Origin of the sequence: Candidatus Pseudoscillospira sp. SGI.172 (genome assembly GCF_050313575.1) — a bacterium.
In the GTDB taxonomy this organism is placed as follows: Bacteria; Bacillota; Clostridia; order Oscillospirales; family Oscillospiraceae; genus Vermiculatibacterium.
Genome location: NZ_JBNPLQ010000012.1, coordinates 17,999 through 32,708, shown reverse-complemented (window position 1 = coordinate 32,708; position 14,710 = coordinate 17,999). Strand labels below are relative to the sequence as shown.

Sequence of the window (14,710 nt, the reverse complement as noted above, 5' to 3'; positions counted from 1 at the left end):
ATGGAACATTTGAAGGTTGTTCTGGACTGGTTCCCCAACACCAATCACACCGGCTATCTGCTGGCGCAGAAGCGGGGCTGGTTCCGGGCGGCGGGATTGGATGTGGAGATCGACGGAGAGGTCCACGGCTCCATGGAGCTCCACGGGGCCGACTTTGTGTGCGGTCCGGAGATCGCCATGCTGGAGTGTCTGGAACGGGGGATCGGGCTCACCGGCGTGGCGGTGATGACCCAGAAGTGTGATTCGGGCATCGTCTCTCTGAAGGAGGCGGGCATCACCCGTCCCCGGGAGCTGGAGGGCAAGCGCCTGACCCACTGGACCCCCGCCTGGTTCCACGCCGCCATCCGCCGGGTGGTGGAGAAGGACGGCGGCGATTACGATAAAATTCAACTGGTCAACCTGGATGTGGGCGACATCACCGCCACTCTGGGGTCGGTGGCCGACGCCACGTGGGTCTACGAAAATTGGGAAAATCAAGTCCTGCTGGAGGCGGGGAAGGAGATCAACTATTTCAATCTGGGGGATGTGGATCCCATCTTCGATTTCTGCGCCCCGGCCATGGCTGCCACCCATCAGGTGCTCCGGGAGCGGCCCGCGGCGGTGCGGACCTTCCTGTCCGTGCTGGACCGGGCCTATCGGGAGGTGGCCTGCGACCCGGAGGGCACCGTCCTGGAGGTGCGGGATCTCCTGCCTGCCGATGCCTCCGACGCACTGCTGACCCGCAGCCAGAAGCACCTGGCTCCCATTTTGCTGGACGATCAGGGCCGCTGGGGACGGATCGCCCCTCAGCGCTGGGATCGAATGGCCGATTTCCTGGTGGAGGCGGGGGTGATCTCCCGGCGCCGGGACGGCGAGTTTACCAACGCCTATTTCTCATGAGCATCCGGTTTGAAGATCTGGAGTTTTCTTATTTCGCAGACCGCCGGGCCGTGCTCCCGGGCCTGACGGCGGAGTTTGACGCGGAGGAGATCACGGTGCTCACCGGGGCCTCGGGCTGCGGGAAATCCACCCTGCTCTATCTCGCCGCCGGGGCCTATCCTCACAGCGCCGGCGTGGTGCGGCGGGGGCGGGTGACCGTGGACGGGGAGGAGCCGGGGGCGCTGGCACCGCCGGAGCGGTGCAGGCGGGTGGGGATGATGTTTCAAAACCCAGAGCTCCAGTTCTGCATGGACACCGTGAAGAACGAGCTGGTGTTCTGCCTGGAAAACATCCGCACGCCGCCGGAGAAGATCGAAGCCCGTCTGGATGAGGCACTGGAGTTCTGTGGGATTCCGCATCTGAAGGAGCGGGCCCTGCTGAGCCTGTCCGGGGGGGAGCGGCAGAAGGTGATGCTGGCCTGCCTGACGGCATTGGAGCCACGGTGGCTCCTGTTGGACGAGCCCTTTGCCAACATCGACGACGCCTCCGCCCGGGCCATCGCCGCCAAGCTGCGTCAGCTCCACCGGGAGCGGGGGATGGGGATCCTGGCGGTGGATCACCGGCTGGACAACTGGCTGGCGGTGGCCGACACCGTGCGGGTCATGGAGGGCGGCCTTTTGAGGCCGGAGCGGATGGAACCCGCCGGCCTGACCCCCGAGACGCTGGAGGCGCTGGGCGTCATCGTCCCCGGCCGTTCCTATGCCCCGGCGCTCGCCCCGGCCGAGCCGGGGGAGGTGGTCCTGGAGCTGCGGGGGCTGACCCTCTCCCACGGGCAGAACGCCATTTTAAAAGGGGTGAACGCAGCCTTCCGCGCCGGGTGCATTTATGCGGTGGTGGGGGAGAGCGGCTGCGGAAAGAGCAGTCTGTTCGGGGCCCTTTCCGGCCTTTATCCCTACAAGGGCCAGGCGCTCTTGGAAGGGCGGGAGCTGCGGCGTCTGCGCCGGGCCGACCTGGGCAAAGTGGGCTTTGTCACCCAAAATCCGCAGGATCAGTTCGTCAGCGACACCGTTCGGGAGGAGATCACCGTGGGACTGCGCGGGGATCCCCGCGCGGGGGAGCAGAGCGAGGCCATTCTGCGGAAGATCGGCCTTTGGCGCTATCGGGACATCTCCCCCTACCTGCTCAGCCAGGGCCAGCAGCGGCGGCTGGGGGTGGCGGCGCTGATGGCGTATCCCTGCAAGGCCCTGATCTGCGACGAGCCCACCTACGCCCAGGACCGGAACAACACCCGGGCCATCATGGACGCTTTGTGCAGGCAGGCCCGGGAACACGGCGTGGCGCTGGTGTTCTCCACCCACGACCGGCAGCTGGCGGAGGACTATGCCGACGAAATTTGGGAACTGAGGGAGGGAGCGCTGCATGCGTACGCTGGATCCGGCCTGTAAGTTTGTCTCCCTGCTGTGCGCTACCTTTGTGCTGGCCGCCCGGCACGACCCGGTGTGGAATCTGGCGGCCTTCTTTCTGGCGGTGGGCTGGATGCTGATCTCCCGGGTGCGGGGAAAAACGATGGGGCTCCTGCTCCTGCCGGTCCTGCTGACGGCGGCGGGCATGTTTTTTACCGGTTACCGCTTTTCCGCCGACGGAGCGCTGCCCTTCCGGACAGAGACCCTGCACATTGGGGACAGCGCGCTCTGGAACGGCCTCACCCTGTCCAGCCGGGTGCTGGCCTATGCGGGCCTGGGCCTTCTCTTTGCCCTCACCACCGACCGGGTGGACATGGTGCGCTCCTTTCAGCGGCGGTTCCGACTGCCCCAGGTGTTCGCCTACGGCCTTCTGGCGGCCTGGGGCATCTTTCCCCAGGCCGCCCGGGAATACCGCCGCACGAAAGCGGCCTTCCGGGCCCGGGGCATTCGGGTGGCTCCCATGTCCCCCGCGCTTTTAAAGCCCCTGTTGGTCAAGGCGGTGCGCTGGTCGGAGGAGCTGTCGGTCGCCATGGAGTCCAAGGGTTTTTCCAGCGGGGCGGAGCGGTCGGAGTTTGCCCGGTCCCGGCTGCGCCGCCGGGACTGGGCTGCGCTGCTCTGCGGCTGTGTGCTGCTGCCGCTGGCGGCGGCACTGTGGAAGTAGCAAAGGATGCGGAAAAGGAACGTCTCATTCCTGGAATGGGGCGTTCCTCTTTTTTGCAGGAGGCGTTGAGCGGGGGCCTGCCCGCTTGCGGCATTACGAATTTTGGAAAAAAGATTGACAATCATCAATGTAATGCATATATTATTACATAGACTATTGTGAATGTGAGGGATATCAATGAGTTCCATGGATGTGGCGCTGCTCTGTCGGGCGCTGGGAGACAGCAACCGCCTGCAGATCATACAGATGCTGTCCGGCGGGGAGAAGTGTGCCTGCAAACTGCTGGAGCGGTTTGAGATCACTCAGCCGACCCTTTCCCACCACATGAAGATCCTGTGTGAGTGCGGATTGGTGGAAGTTCGGAGGGAGGGGCGGTGGAGCCATTACTCCCTCAACGGGGAGACGCTGGGGGAACTGAAGCATTTTTTTGAGGGACTCTCCTGTGAACAGGGAGAAGAGGGGGACGGATGTCTGTGCTCTGGGATTTGATCCAAAACCAGGTGCTGGGGATGAAATGGCTCAACGCGCTGGTAGGCCAACTGCTGACCTTCCTTGGGCTGGACGTCACCGGCCGGCTGGGCGGCAGCGTACAATTTTTCCTCTACGACGTGCTGAAAATTACCATTCTGCTGTGCTGCCTGATCTTTTTGATCTCTTATATTCAAAGCTATTTCCCGCCGGAGCGGAGTAAAAAGATCATGGGGCGCTTTCACGGGGTGTGGGCCAACGGTATGGCGGCGCTGCTGGGAACGGTGACCCCCTTCTGCTCCTGCTCCTCGATCCCGCTGTTTATCGGCTTCACCAGTGCGGGGCTGCCGCTGGGGGTGACGTTTTCGTTTTTGATCTCGTCCCCCATGGTGGATCTGGGAAGTCTGGTTTTACTCATGAGCATTTTCGGCACCCGGGTGGCGCTGGTCTACGTGGCGGTAGGACTTGTGGTGGCGGTGGCGGGCGGAACGCTCATCGAGAGGCTGCATATGGAGCCCTATGTGGAGGATTTTATCCGCAGCGCCGGTGCGGTGGAGATCGACTCGCCTGATCTGACCCGCAGAGAGCGGCTGGAGTATGCCCGGGATCAGGTGAGTTCCACGTTTCGAAAGGTGCTGCCCTACCTTCTGGTGGGGGTGGGCATTGGGGCAGTCATTCACAACTGGATCCCGGAAAGCTGGATCGAGGCCGTACTGGGCAGCCGGAATCCCTTCGGAGTCATTCTGGCTACGCTGATCGGTGTCCCCATGTATGCGGATATCTTTGGTACCATACCGGTGGCGGAGGCGCTGCTCTACAAAGGCGCACAGCTGGGTACCATCCTGTCCTTCATGATGGCGGTCACCACATTGTCTCTGCCGTCTATCATTATGCTGCGCAAGGCGGTCAAACCGAAACTCCTGAGCCTTTTTATCGGTATCTGCACCGCCGGCATCATCTTGGTGGGCTACCTGTTCAATGAGGTTCAATTTTTGCTCATTTAAGGAGGAAAAGCCATGAGACTGTTTCCAATCAAGAAAGCGGAAAAGCCGGGGGCCTGCTGCTGCGGGAAGATCGCCCGGGAAAAAATGACTCAGCCCTCGGAGAGCGGCATTCGGGTCCTGGGTTCCGGCTGCGCCAAGTGTAATGCGCTGGAAGCGGCGGTGAAGGAGGCGATGGCGGAGCTGGAGATCGCGGAGGAAGTTGAGCATGTGACGGATTTTTCTCAAATCGCCGCATACGGCGTGATGAGTACTCCTGCGCTGGTGGTGGACGGCAAAGTGGTCTCTTACGGCAAGGTGCTGAAAAAGGATGAGGCGGCGCGGCTTCTTCGGAAGGCCCGGGAGAAGGCATGAGAAAACCCAGGGTGGCGTTTCTCTGCGTCCATAACGCCTGCCGCAGTCAGATCGCTGAGGCGCTGGGCAGGTATTACGCCCGGGATGTGTTTGAAAGCTGGTCTGCCGGGACGGTTGTCAAGGCCGGGATCGATCCGGACGCGGTGCGGGTGATGAAGCAGCTCTACGGGATCGATATGGAGGAGCCCCAGAAGCCAAAGCTGTTGTCTGCGCTGCCGCAGGTGGATGCGGCGGTCACGATGGGCTGCAATGTGGAGTGTCCGGACGTTCCCTGCCGGTTCCGGGAGGACTGGGGCATAGAGGATCCCACTGGCAGGGGGGAGGAAGAACTGGTCCGTACCATACGCCGGATTGAGCAGAAGATCCTGGAGCTGAGGGACCGCCTTTCCCAAGGGGAGCAGGGGCGGCTCCCGCAGTCCGGGGATTGAAGAGGGAGGAACCTATGACAGATTACAAACTGCTGACCGAGCAGCTGCGCGCCCTTTGCGAGGAGGAGCCTTTTTATGTTCCGCTGCTGGCCAACGCCTCGGCGCTGCTATGGGAGGCCCTGCCGGACATCAACTGGGCCGGTTTCTATTTCATGCGGGGCGGGGCGCTTGTACTGGGGCCCTTTCAAGGAAAGCCCGCCTGCATTCGGATCGCGGTGGGCCGTGGTGTGTGTGGCGCGGCGGTGCGGGAAAATCAGGTGCAGCGGGTGGCGGACGTCCATCGTTTTCCTGGGCATATCGCCTGCGACTGCGCTTCTAACGCGGAGATCGTGGTACCCATCCGTAAAAACGGAGCAGTGGTGGCGGTGCTGGATCTCGACAGCCCGATACCGGACCGTTTTAGCCACAAGGATGAGGAAGGGCTGACCGCCTTTGTTGAGACCCTGGAGCGGTATCTTACCTTTGACTGAGCCGGTGTGAGCCGGGAACGGGGAAAGCGGCTGTGGTTTTTAGCGCGAAAAATTATTTTTTTGGAGCTGCTGGATGAGCAGCTCCAAATTTTTTATGGTGTTTTCATTTAAAAAATGCTCGATCTTCTCAACCTGTTCCAGTTCATTTTCCGTGTGATTCAGGAAACACAGAAACCGCTGGAGCACATCGTGCCGATGGAGCAGATAGCTGCCGGCCGTGCGGCCTTTCTCCGTCAGGGAGATATCCCCGTATTTCTCAGTCTGTAAATATCCGGCCTGGGCCAGGTGCTGCACCATTTTGGTCACGGAAGGGGATTTGACGTGCAGCATTTTTGAAAGGTCGTTCACCCGGATCCGCCTGCCCTCCAGTGAGAGGCGGGAGATCATCTCCAGGTAGTCCTCCATGGCATTTGTCATCTGACCCTTCTCCTGAAGGGAGTAGCCCTTCAGGGTGTAAAACCCATCGGTCTCCTTCATAGCGCTCACCTTTTTTTCCGTATGGAATAGTATGATGACGGGAAGTTTCCTTCACCTAAAACTATTCGAAAGGTGCTTATGTTATGAGTCAGCATATTTGTCTGAATGATATAAAACCAGGTCAACACGCCGTTGTTGCCGCGCTGCGCTCCACCGGGAGCATGCGGCGCAGGCTGCTGGATATCGGCCTGATTGAAAATACGGAGGTGGAGTGCCTGGGAAGAAGCCCCGGCGGCGATCCGTCCGCATTTCTGATTCGGGGAGCAGTCATCGCCATCCGCTCGGAGGACTGCGGCAACATTTTAATTCACGCGTCATAAGCGGGGTGACGGAATGGGGCTGACAAACAGTTCTGTCGGGATCAAAGCGGTGGATTCCGGCCTGGTGATTCAAAAGCAGACTCCGGAGGATCAAGTGGTCGCGTTGGCGGGAAATCCCAATGTGGGAAAAAGCACCGTGTTCAACAGCCTGACCGGAATGAATCAGCACACAGGAAACTGGCCCGGGAAAACGGTTGCCAACGCGCAGGGCTACTGCGCCACAAAGAGGCAGTCCTACGTCATGGTGGATATCCCGGGGACATACTCGCTGATGGCCCATTCCGCGGAGGAGGAGGTGGCGCGAAACTTCATCTGCTTCGGCGCACCGGACGCCGTAGTGGTCGTGTGCGATGCCACCTGCCTGGAGCGCAACCTCAATCTGGTTTTACAGACCCTCGAGATCTCGGACCGTGTGGTGGTCTGCGTCAATCTGATGGATGAGGCCAAACGAAAAAATATCCGAATCGATCTGCCGCTGCTGTCTCAAAGGCTGGGGGTCCCGGTGGTTGGGGCCACCGCGCACAAGAAGAAAAGCCTGTCTCAGCTGATGGAGGCCCTGGACGATGTGGTCTCAGACGGCGGGGGCGGCACGCCGCTGCGCGTTCGCTACCCGGAGAGCATTGAGTCGTCTGTGGCCCTGCTGGAGCCGGTCGTCAAGGAAAAGTGCGGCGGAAAACTGAACAGCAGATGGCTCAGTCTAAAGCTGCTGGATCAGGACGAATCCCTGATCCGCGAGATCAACGCGTACTTAGGAACTGCGTTTTTGCAGGATCAGGAGCTTTCGGATGCTCTGGCGGAGGCAAAGGCGCAGCTGGCCCGACAGGGCGTTGAAACCGGAGACCAGTTCAAGGATCGGATCGTCTCCTCCCTGGTGAAAAGTGCGGAGGAGGTCTGCCGCGGGGCGATCATCTTTGAAAACCGCCAATATGCAGCCTCCGACCGCAGACTGGATCACATCCTGACCAGCAAGCTCACGGGGTATCCCGTCATGCTGGCCCTTCTGGCCCTGATCTTCTGGCTCACGATCACGGGGGCCAACTATCCGTCTCAGATCCTGTCCGACGGCCTGTTTTGGGTGCAGGACAGACTGACGGAGCTTTTCACCTATCTGCATGCGCCGGAATGGCTTCACGGTGTGCTGGTGCTGGGTGTCTATCGGGTCCTGGCTTGGGTGGTGTCCGTTATGCTGCCGCCCATGGCCATATTTTTCCCGCTCTTTACCCTTCTTGAGGATGCGGGATACCTTCCGCGGGTGGCGTATAATCTGGATCAGCCGTTTAAAAAATGCTGTGCGTGCGGCAAACAGGCGCTGTCTATGTGCATGGGATTTGGCTGCAATGCGGCTGGAATCATCGGCTGCCGGATCATCGACTCCCCGCGGGAGCGGCTTTTGGCGATCCTCACAAACAACTTTGTGCCATGTAACGGGAGATTTCCCACCTTGATCGCCATTCTCACCATGTTTTTTGTGGGGACGGGGGGCGGGGCACTTACATCGCTCTTGTCTGCGCTGCTTTTGACAATGATTATCGTACTTGGTGTGGCGACGACTTTTGCGGTGACAAAGGCACTGTCAAAAACGCTGCTCAAAGGGATCCCGTCCTCCTTTACGCTGGAGCTCCCGCCGTATCGGAAGCCGCAGATCGGCAGGGTCATTGTCCACTCTATTTTCGACAGGACGCTTTTTGTGCTCGGGCGCGCCGTTTCGGTGGCGGCCCCCGCCGGGCTTGTGATTTGGCTTATGGCCAACATTGTGATTGGCGACGCCAGCATCCTCCGCCACTGCGCCGCATTTCTGGACCCATTTGCCCGTTTGATGGGGCTGGACGGGGTTATTCTCATCGCGTTTATTTTGGGTTTCCCTGCAAATGAGATCGTTGTTCCTATTATTATCATGGCGTACATGGCCCAGGGGAGTATTCTGGAACTCGACAGTCTCGCCCAGATGAAGACCCTGTTTGTGGAAAACGGCTGGACCTGGATCACCGCAGTGAGCATGATGCTGTTTTCCCTCAACCACTGGCCCTGTTCCACCACGCTGCTCACCATTAAAAAGGAGACGGGAAGCTGGAAATGGACGGCGCTCGCGGCCGCGATCCCGACAGGGGTCGGGATCGTCCTGTGCGTTGTGTTCACCGCCGCGGCAAGGGTATTTGCCTGAGCTGTGCCCGGAGAGAGCGGCGCGGATGCATATCGTGCCGTGGCCCTCGTTTGAAATCCGGCTTGAGAGAGGGGCTGGAAACCTTGGAGGACACAGATGCCGGGGATTTCCCCAATCAGGACGCCGACCAACTGCTGGAGGCACTGAGGAACCGTTTGAACCTCGACTATATTTCAGACATTCCGGGTGCGGTCGGGGGAAAAACACTGCCGCAGCTCCAGAGATATTTACCTAAGCAGAGCGATTCCCCCGAGGTATGGGAAAAAGCAGCCCATTATATTGCAATATCCCGGCGGGGGCATCTTTGGCGGAGCGTTGGAGTCTGCCGCAACCTGGGCCCGGTGAGTTTATCAGCAGACGTGATCCACGAAAGCTGCTTTCTGCCGTGACCGAGAGATCCACCCGAGGGGTGCTGGAATACCGAAATGACTTGAAGCTCCAAGCCATTTCCGCGATATTGAAAGCCTGTGGCGGCCATCGCCACAGGCTTTCAATATCTCGAGCTTGGATTTGCGGTGTGTTCGCGCTTCAGGCCAGCTCCGACATGTCCGGGGGAAGCGGGGAAGTAAAGACCAGACGCTCTCCGGTAAAGGGCTGGGTCAGTGCCAGCCGGGCTGAGTGGAGCGCGGGGCGGGAGATGAGTTCCGGCCGCTCGGTACCGTAGAGAAAATCTCCCGCCAGCGGGTGGCCCAGATAGGCCATATGGACCCGGATCTGATGGGTGCGCCCGGTGTCCAGAACCAGCCGCACCAGGGAGAAGGGAGATCCCGGCCGGAGGATCTCGTAGTGGGTGCGGGCCGGTTTTCCGTCGGGGCGGACCACCTGACGGAGGAAGGAGTCCTCCGACCGGCCCAGGGGGGCGTCGATCACCCCGGAGGGCGGGACAGGCGTCCCCTCGCACACTGCCAGATATTCCCGATAAAACGCTCCCGAGTGGAGCGCGGAAGTGAGGGCGTGCTGAGCGGCGGGGTGTTTGGCCACCGCCATCAGGCCGGAGGTGCCTTTGTCAAGGCGGTGGACCGGATGAAAGCCGGCGGAGAGGCCGATGCGGCGATAATAGGCCACCAGCCGGGCCCCCAGAGAATCCTCCCAGTTTCCGGCGCAGGGATGGACGGTGAGCCCGGCAGGCTTGTCCACCACCAGCAGGTCGTCATCCTCCCAGCGGATGTCCACAGGGCCGTCAAAGGGGACGATGTCGGAGGGGGCTTTGTCGTCGGCCAGGATGGAGACGGTCTGTCCGGCGTGGACCGGATAGCTGGTGTAGATGTCCTCCCCATCCACCAGAAGCCCCCGGGGGCGGTGCTTGGCGCGGCGTACGGCGGAGGTGGACAGGCCATGATGGCGGAGAATGGCATCCACCCGGCGGCCCTCCTCCTCAGGCGTGACGGTAAAATCGAGGTAGCGCAGGGTGTCTCTCTCCTTTCCTGCCCATGGCAGCGGGTACGGGATGTAAAGGTATATCATTTTTATTATATCACAAAACGAAAAAAATGACATCTCGCCGGTACCGGTAAGGAAAAGCTCTTTCCAAGCGGCCGAAAAAAGAGTATAATATTTTCATTCAGTCGGCCGGAAACGGCCTTTGTGCGCGGCGGGGCCGTGCGCACGAAAACGAGGTGATTTCAATGGGGGAAAAATTGGGGATCTACATCCATATCCCATTTTGCCGCGCCAAGTGCGATTATTGTGATTTTTACTCTCTGCCGGATCGGGAGTCGGTCATGGATGACTATCTGAAGGCTGTGGCAGCCCACATCAAAGAGACAGCCCCTCTCACCAGAGGCTGGCAGGTGGACACGGTATACATCGGCGGAGGCACGCCCACGGTGTTCGGGGCCAAGCGACTTACAGCGCTGCTGCGGGAGGTGCGCCGCCGTTTCGACCTGACCCGGGACGCCGAGATCACCTGCGAGGCAAACCCGGAGAGCGCGGGAGCGCCGCTGCTGGGGGCGCTCCGCAGGGCCGGGGTAAACCGGCTGTCTCTGGGGATGCAGTCGGCATGCGACGGAGAACTGGCCGCCGTCCACCGTCTCCACAACTTCTCTGAGGTCACCGGAGCGGTGGCCGCGGCCCGGAAAGCCCGGATCAAGAATCTCTCTCTCGATCTGATCTATGGCCTGCCCGGACAGGATCAGGAGAGCTGGCGCCGGAGCGTGGAGGCTGCGCTGGCCCTACGGCCGGAACACCTGTCCTGCTACGGGCTGAAGGTGGAGCCGGGCACGCCTCTGGACGGCCGGGTGACCCGGGGAGAGGTTCTCCCAGATGACGACGCCCAGGCCGACATGTACCTGTGGATGGTGGATCGCCTGACCCAGGCGGGCTATGTCCAGTACGAGATATCCAATTTCGCCAAGCCCGGTTTTCAATCCAGACACAACCTGAAATACTGGATGGGGCGGCCCTATGTCGGTTTTGGCCCGGGTGCGCACTCCGATTTCGGAGGGCGGCGCTACTCCTTTGTGCGAAATCTGGACCGCTATGTCTCCGGTATTCTGGGGGGCGGTCCGGTCATTGACGAGTCGGAGCTCATTCCCCGGCGGGAGCGGGGCAGCGAATACCTCATGCTGCGGCTGCGGACCACCCGCGGCATTGAGGAGTGGGAGTATCGCCGGGAGTTCTCTCTCAACTTCGACCCCCTGGAGCAGAAGCTGGAGGAGTATGAGCGCCAGGGCTGGGCGGCCCGACGGGACCGGCGGTGGTACCTGACGCCCAAGGGTTTTCTGGTCTCCAACCAGCTGATTGGGGATCTGCTCACCATTCAGGAGGCGGCCACTTTGCAGACCACTCTGCCCCGGCTGCGGGCGGAGGGGAAACTTCTGAAGGAAAAATAACATTTTGTTCCAGAGGGCCCGGAGCGGTTTACACCCGCTCCGGGCCGTGATATGATAGGACGTACCGGGCGCACGTCCGGCACGCCCCTTTGACACGGAGAAAATAGGAGGAAGCATGAAGCACTGGATGAAGCAGATTACCGCGGCGGCAATGGCGCTGTCGCTCAGCATAGGACAGGCTGCCCTGGCCTCCGATGCCCTGGGGCACGACCTCCACGCGGGGACTACGGCCCTCTCTCAGGGGGCCGCGCTCACTCAGGGGTATTTCTGGAGCGATACATATTCCGACCTGCGCACGGAGCGCTATGTGACCTATACACCCAATGAGAACGTGACGCCCACCGTGGCCTACGGCGCCAACGTGCTCCAGCGGGCGACCCTCTCCACCATGGCCCGGCAGTTGGAAAGTCGGGGCAAACGGGTGGTGGGAGGTACCAACGGCGACTTCTATGTTCTCTCCACGGGGCAGCCGCTGGGCCTGGTGGTCACCGACGGCGTGCTGCGCTCTTCGGCATCTTACCACTATGGGGTGGGATTCCGCTCCGACGGCACCGCTTTTGTGGGCACACCCAATCTGACCATCACCGCCACTATGCTGGGGGAGCGGGTCACTGTGTTCGGAGGGGTGAATAAGATCCGCCAGGTCCGCACGGTCGACGGCGGTGGACTGACCCTGCTCACCGGCGACTTCGGCAGCACCACACAGAACACTTCTCCCGGAGTGGACGTGGTGCTGCGCCCTGTGACAGAAAATGTGGGGGAGACACTCCCCGCCGGAGAGAACGGCTCGGGTTACGACCTGGTGCTGTCCGATCAGCTCCGGATCGGCGGGCGGGTCCGCTGCACGGTGGATCAGGTGGTGGAGGCCGCCGGCGCCAACGCCATCCCGGCAGGCTGCTTTATTTTGACCATGAACGCCAAAGATGACGCGGGGACGCTGAACATGCTCCGCTCCCTCCAGCCGGGGGATGAGGTGTCCATTGACGTCACCAGCGCCGACCCCCGCTGGGGCGAGGCCACAGAGGCCCTGGGGGCCATGTACCTCCTGCTGCAGAACGGCCAGGTGGGATCTGCCCTGAGCACCGAGCGGACCGCCCGCACCGCCGTCGGGGTCAAGGCCGACGGTTCCGTCCTCTTTTATACGCTGGACGGCAAGCAGGAGGGGATCAGCGTGGGCGCTACCTGCGCACAGGTGGCCCAGCGCCTGAAGGAGCTGGGCTGTGTAGAGGCGGTGGGCCTGGACGGCGGCGGCTCCACCACCATCGGCGTCACTTATCCGGACAAAAACTCCATGCAGGTGGTCAACAGCCCTTCCGACGGAGCCGAGCGGGCCAACTCCACTGCCATGTTCCTCACCACAGAGCTGAAGGCCACGGGTGTGCCGGGCTCCCTGATGCTGAGTCCGGGGGACACCCTGGCTCTGGCCGGGGCACAGGTGCCCTTTTCGGCCCAGACCGTAGATACGGCCTATTACGCCATGGGGGCTGCCTCAGGGGTGGCCTACACGGCTTCCGGGGCGGGGAGCGTGACCGATGACGGGCTCTTCACCGCAGGCGCCTCTGCCGGGTCGGCTGTCGTCACCGGGCAGGCCAACGGAGTTTCCGGCAGCGCAAATGTGACGGTGGTGGCCACGCCCAGCCAGATCAACATCACCAACGAATCCACCGGAGGCTCGGTACAGGCCCTTTCCCTGGAGCCGGGGGAGAGCGTCCCGCTCTCGGCGTCCAGTATCTGGAAAAATCTGAATCTCCGCTCTCAGGATACCTGCTACACCTGGACCTGCGACGAGGCGGTGGGAACTGTGACGGCAGACGGAACATTCACTGCCGGGAGCAAGAGTTCGTCCGGGAATCTCACGGTCTCTGCCGGAGGCAGGCAGGTGACGATCCCAGTCAATGTGGCCGGGCATATCTATCTGCTGGAGGATATGGAAGGGGACAACTCCGCGTTCGTCTCCGCGGAGGGGGCTCGTGCCGGGACCGAGGCCGATCTGTCCAAGGTCCGCACCGGACGTCAGAGCCTGCGTCTGGAGTATGACGCCGGGGAAAGCGGCACTGCTCAGCTGAATACCTCCATTGCCATCTCTGCCGGGGAACGCTATCTGGGACTGTGGGTGTACGGCGACGGCTCCGGGAACAATCTCACCGCCGTGGTGGCCGACGCCGCCGGGAACGAGTCCATCGTGCCGGTGACCGGCCTGAGCTTTACCGGCTGGAAGCATGTCCTGGTGCCTCTGACGGACGGAGCCGTCCGGCTCACCGCTCTGCGGGTGGTCTACGGCGGCGGCAACAGCCGCACGGGGACCCTTTGGCTGGATCAGCTCACCAGTGCCAATGAGGATCTGGAGGACTTCACCCCCCCCACGGTGAGCATCAAGGTGGCGGGCACCAAATTCACCGCCACAGTCAGCGACAATGTCGACCGCAGTCTCACCGCGGGTGCGGTCATCCTGCAGTATGACGGAGCGGTCCTCACCGGAACCTGGAATGAAAAGACAGGCACCCTCTCGGCCAATCTGCCCGCGCCCGGCGCGGCCGGGCACCGGGTGACGGTGACGGCGGTGGACGCCAGCGGCAACTTGGGCCGCGCCTCCCGGGAGGTGGGCGAGGGCGCCACCCTCATCTTTGCCGATCTGGAGGATCACTGGGCGGCCTCTTATGCCGACTACCTCTACGAGCAGGGGATCACCAAGGGCGTGTCTCAGGGGACAACGCTTTATTATCAGCCGGACGCCAACATTACCCGGGCGGAGTTCTTCACTATGGCCGCCCGGTGGATGGGGCTGGATCTGAGCAAATACGCCGGCGTGTCGCTCCCCTTTGCCGATGCGCAGGAGATCCCGGCCTGGGCAGTGTCCGCAGTAAAAGCCATGTATGCCGAAGGCATCGTCAAGGGCAGTCAGGATCGCGGCGGGCTCTATGCCTACCCCATGTCCAGCATCAACCGCGCCGAGGCGATGACCATTCTGGGCCGGACGCAGATGCGGGGCTATCCGGAGGCAGAGCTGAACAGCTTTACCGATTCCGCCAGTGTGCCGGCCTGGGCGGAGGCCTACGTCCGCAGCCTGGTGGGCCAGGGAGTGGTCAACGGCTATGAGGACGGGACCCTTCGTCCCGGAGCTTCTATGTCCCGGGGCCAGGTGGCCAAGGTGCTCTATACACTGCGATAACCGCTGAAAAGATTCAACAGCCCCCGTCCCGCCTTTTGGAAAGGCGGGA

16 protein-coding genes are annotated in these 14,710 nt (G+C 61.6%); 14 read left to right on the top strand and 2 right to left on the bottom strand.

Features of this window, described 5'->3' with window-relative positions; translation table 11 throughout:
* The 9 genes from ACQRD3_RS06440 to ACQRD3_RS06400 are packed head-to-tail and all read left to right on the top strand — an operon-like array spanning position 1 to position 5,703.
* Positions 1-879, top strand: coding sequence for an ABC transporter substrate-binding protein (locus ACQRD3_RS06440; protein ID WP_080907875.1), 879 nt, complete (start codon positions 1-3; stop codon positions 877-879).
* Positions 876-2,303, top strand: a complete 1,428-nt coding sequence (locus ACQRD3_RS06435; RefSeq protein ID WP_080907876.1) for an ABC transporter ATP-binding protein — start codon at positions 876-878, stop codon at positions 2,301-2,303. Before ACQRD3_RS06440 ends, ACQRD3_RS06435 begins: the two co-directional genes overlap by 4 nt.
* Positions 2,278-2,982, top strand: coding sequence for an energy-coupling factor transporter transmembrane component T family protein (locus tag ACQRD3_RS06430; RefSeq protein WP_427780505.1), 705 nt, complete (start codon positions 2,278-2,280; stop codon positions 2,980-2,982). The genes ACQRD3_RS06435 and ACQRD3_RS06430 overlap by 26 nt, the downstream gene beginning before the upstream one ends.
* Entirely contained in the window at positions 2,973-3,134 is a 162-nt protein-coding gene (locus ACQRD3_RS06425) for a hypothetical protein (RefSeq protein ID WP_158082962.1), read from the top strand. Before ACQRD3_RS06430 ends, ACQRD3_RS06425 begins: the two co-directional genes overlap by 10 nt.
* 25 nt (positions 3,135-3,159) lie before the next feature.
* Complete coding sequence (locus ACQRD3_RS06420) at positions 3,160-3,471, top strand: ArsR/SmtB family transcription factor (protein WP_080907878.1); 312 nt, start codon at positions 3,160-3,162, stop codon at positions 3,469-3,471.
* Positions 3,450-4,454: a permease gene (locus ACQRD3_RS06415; protein WP_427780503.1), complete on the top strand. Its 1,005-nt coding sequence runs from the start codon at positions 3,450-3,452 to the stop codon at positions 4,452-4,454. The genes ACQRD3_RS06420 and ACQRD3_RS06415 overlap by 22 nt, the downstream gene beginning before the upstream one ends.
* A gap of 12 nt (positions 4,455-4,466) precedes the next feature.
* Positions 4,467-4,805, top strand: coding sequence for a thioredoxin family protein (locus tag ACQRD3_RS06410; protein WP_080907880.1), 339 nt, complete (start codon positions 4,467-4,469; stop codon positions 4,803-4,805).
* A complete protein-coding gene (locus ACQRD3_RS06405) occupies positions 4,802-5,233 on the top strand; it encodes an arsenate reductase ArsC (protein ID WP_427780501.1) in 432 nt (143 codons plus the stop codon). The genes ACQRD3_RS06410 and ACQRD3_RS06405 overlap by 4 nt, the downstream gene beginning before the upstream one ends.
* 14 nt (positions 5,234-5,247) lie before the next feature.
* A complete protein-coding gene (locus tag ACQRD3_RS06400) occupies positions 5,248-5,703 on the top strand; it encodes a GAF domain-containing protein (protein WP_080907882.1) in 456 nt (151 codons plus the stop codon).
* A gap of 39 nt (positions 5,704-5,742) precedes the next feature.
* Here the strand turns inward: ACQRD3_RS06400 and ACQRD3_RS06395 are convergent, their stop codons facing one another.
* The gene (locus ACQRD3_RS06395; protein ID WP_427780499.1) at positions 5,743-6,180 is read right to left on the bottom strand and encodes a metal-dependent transcriptional regulator; all 438 of its coding nucleotides are present in this window, start codon (positions 6,178-6,180) and stop codon (positions 5,743-5,745) included.
* An 83-nt stretch (positions 6,181-6,263) separates the two neighbouring features.
* On the opposite strand from ACQRD3_RS06395, the gene ACQRD3_RS06390 reads away from it, so the two are divergent.
* The 3 genes from ACQRD3_RS06390 to ACQRD3_RS06380 all read left to right on the top strand — a co-directional run bounded on the left by ACQRD3_RS06390 (position 6,264) and on the right by ACQRD3_RS06380 (position 9,050).
* Positions 6,264-6,500 (top strand): FeoA family protein, encoded by a 237-nt coding sequence (locus ACQRD3_RS06390; protein ID WP_080907884.1) that lies wholly within the window; start codon positions 6,264-6,266, stop codon positions 6,498-6,500.
* Positions 6,501-6,513: 13 nt separating this feature from the next.
* Positions 6,514-8,661 (top strand): ferrous iron transport protein B, encoded by a 2,148-nt coding sequence (gene feoB, locus ACQRD3_RS06385; RefSeq protein WP_080907885.1) that lies wholly within the window; start codon positions 6,514-6,516, stop codon positions 8,659-8,661.
* 83 nt (positions 8,662-8,744) lie between these two features.
* A complete protein-coding gene (locus ACQRD3_RS06380) occupies positions 8,745-9,050 on the top strand; it encodes a hypothetical protein (RefSeq protein ID WP_427780497.1) in 306 nt (101 codons plus the stop codon).
* A gap of 139 nt (positions 9,051-9,189) precedes the next feature.
* On the opposite strand, the gene ACQRD3_RS06375 is transcribed toward ACQRD3_RS06380, so the two are convergent.
* Positions 9,190-10,125, bottom strand: coding sequence for an RluA family pseudouridine synthase (locus ACQRD3_RS06375; RefSeq protein ID WP_080907887.1), 936 nt, complete (start codon positions 10,123-10,125; stop codon positions 9,190-9,192).
* A gap of 161 nt (positions 10,126-10,286) precedes the next feature.
* On the opposite strand from ACQRD3_RS06375, the gene hemW reads away from it, so the two are divergent.
* On the top strand, positions 10,287-11,492 hold the full coding sequence (gene hemW, locus ACQRD3_RS06370; RefSeq protein WP_427780494.1) for a radical SAM family heme chaperone HemW: 1,206 nt from the start codon (positions 10,287-10,289) through the stop codon (positions 11,490-11,492).
* Positions 11,493-11,619: 127 nt separating this feature from the next.
* Positions 11,620-14,661, top strand: a complete 3,042-nt coding sequence (locus tag ACQRD3_RS06365; RefSeq protein ID WP_427780493.1) for a phosphodiester glycosidase family protein — start codon at positions 11,620-11,622, stop codon at positions 14,659-14,661.
* Positions 14,662-14,710: the final 49 nt, after the last annotated feature.

Bases quoted from the DNA above. Each gene is read 5' to 3' on its own strand.
- ACQRD3_RS06395 (WP_427780499.1), bottom strand. From the start codon at position 6,180: ATGAAGGAGACCGATGGGTTTTACACCCTGAAGGGCTACTCCCTTCAG.
- ACQRD3_RS06405 (WP_427780501.1), top strand. From the start codon at position 4,802: ATGAGAAAACCCAGGGTGGCGTTTCTCTGCGTCCATAACGCCTGCCGC.
- ACQRD3_RS06390 (WP_080907884.1), top strand. From the start codon at position 6,264: ATGAGTCAGCATATTTGTCTGAATGATATAAAACCAGGTCAACACGCC.
- ACQRD3_RS06375 (WP_080907887.1), bottom strand. From the start codon at position 10,125: ATGATATACCTTTACATCCCGTACCCGCTGCCATGGGCAGGAAAGGAG.
- ACQRD3_RS06415 (WP_427780503.1), top strand. From the start codon at position 3,450: ATGTCTGTGCTCTGGGATTTGATCCAAAACCAGGTGCTGGGGATGAAA.
- ACQRD3_RS06410 (WP_080907880.1), top strand. From the start codon at position 4,467: ATGAGACTGTTTCCAATCAAGAAAGCGGAAAAGCCGGGGGCCTGCTGC.
- ACQRD3_RS06365 (WP_427780493.1), top strand. From the start codon at position 11,620: ATGAAGCAGATTACCGCGGCGGCAATGGCGCTGTCGCTCAGCATAGGA.
- ACQRD3_RS06440 (WP_080907875.1), top strand. From the start codon at position 1: ATGGAACATTTGAAGGTTGTTCTGGACTGGTTCCCCAACACCAATCAC.
- feoB (WP_080907885.1), top strand. From the start codon at position 6,514: ATGGGGCTGACAAACAGTTCTGTCGGGATCAAAGCGGTGGATTCCGGC.
- ACQRD3_RS06435 (WP_080907876.1), top strand. From the start codon at position 876: ATGAGCATCCGGTTTGAAGATCTGGAGTTTTCTTATTTCGCAGACCGC.
- ACQRD3_RS06430 (WP_427780505.1), top strand. From the start codon at position 2,278: ATGCGTACGCTGGATCCGGCCTGTAAGTTTGTCTCCCTGCTGTGCGCT.
- ACQRD3_RS06400 (WP_080907882.1), top strand. From the start codon at position 5,248: ATGACAGATTACAAACTGCTGACCGAGCAGCTGCGCGCCCTTTGCGAG.
- ACQRD3_RS06420 (WP_080907878.1), top strand. From the start codon at position 3,160: ATGAGTTCCATGGATGTGGCGCTGCTCTGTCGGGCGCTGGGAGACAGC.
- hemW (WP_427780494.1), top strand. From the start codon at position 10,287: ATGGGGGAAAAATTGGGGATCTACATCCATATCCCATTTTGCCGCGCC.